1 protein-coding gene and 1 pseudogene are annotated in these 956 nt (G+C 75.3%); both read left to right on the top strand.

Annotated elements, in window-relative coordinates:
- A pseudogene (locus tag GEV02_RS33085) lies at nucleotides 1-209 on the top strand (hypothetical protein); the annotation flags it as partial.
- A partial coding sequence (locus tag GEV02_RS32560; protein WP_174999451.1) for a hypothetical protein occupies nucleotides 157-956 on the top strand: 800 nt, incomplete at its 3' end. The pseudogene GEV02_RS33085 and the gene GEV02_RS32560, both read left to right, overlap by 53 nt.

Genomic DNA, 956 nt, shown 5'->3' with positions numbered 1-956 from the left:
GCCCCAGCTCCTGCGCCATCGCACCGGCCGCGCTGACGGCGATCGAGCGCGCGCTGGCGCAGGAGCTGGGGCCGATCGCCAGCCACCTGGTGCGGCGGGCGATGCTGGCCGCGCCGTCGCGCCAGCAGCTGGTGGCGGCGCTGGCGCTGGAAATCGATGACGCCGCCGAACGCCAGCGCTTCATCGCCCGCTGCCATGCGGCCGGCTGACGACGCGCCTTCCCCCTACGCGCTGCCCTTCGTGGTGGCGATCTCCGGCCATCGCGACCTGCATCCGGACGACGTGCCGCTGGTGGCCGTCCAGCTGTACCAGGCCATCGAACTGATCGCGGCGGCGCTGCCGCACACGCCCATCCATTTCCTGTCGGCGCTGGCCGACGGCGCCGACCAGCTGTTCGCCGAACAGGTGCTGGCCTTGCAGCGCGCCTGCGCCGCGCGCGAGGGCGACGGCCGCCGCATCGAACTGGTGGTGGCCTTGCCGATGCCGTTCGACGACTACTGCCGCGAGCAGGCCGGCGGCGAGGCCGAAGCGCGGCGCGATCCGGCCGGATTCGAGGCCGGCCGGCTGGCCTTCGCCGCGCGCTTCCGGCGCTACAGCGCCTGCGCCGGCAAGGTGTTCGTGATCCCGTCGGCGCCGCCGGCCGCGCTGCTGGGCACGCCGATGACGCCGGCCGAAGCGGCTTATGCGCAGCTGTCGCGCTACCTCGGCATCCACGCCCAGCTGCTGCTGGCCGTGTGGGATGGCCAGAGCGGCGGCGCACAGTTTCCGCGCCTGCCGGGCGGCACGCTGGACCTGGTGCACGCGCTGCTGCACGGTGTCGAGCGCGACCCGCACCGGCGCAGCCGCCGCCGCTTCGCCGAGCCGGCGCGCGGCAACCTGCTGCATATCTACAGCCGCCGCGCCCAGTCGTCGTCGGACGGCTTGCCGGCCGCGCCGGCGGCGGGCGGCGCGCGGCG

It is taken from the genome of Rugamonas aquatica, from assembly GCF_009380215.1.
GTDB classification, from domain to species: domain Bacteria; phylum Pseudomonadota; class Gammaproteobacteria; order Burkholderiales; family Burkholderiaceae_D; genus Rugamonas; species Rugamonas aquatica_B.
This window is presented reverse-complemented; position numbering and strand designations above follow the sequence as displayed.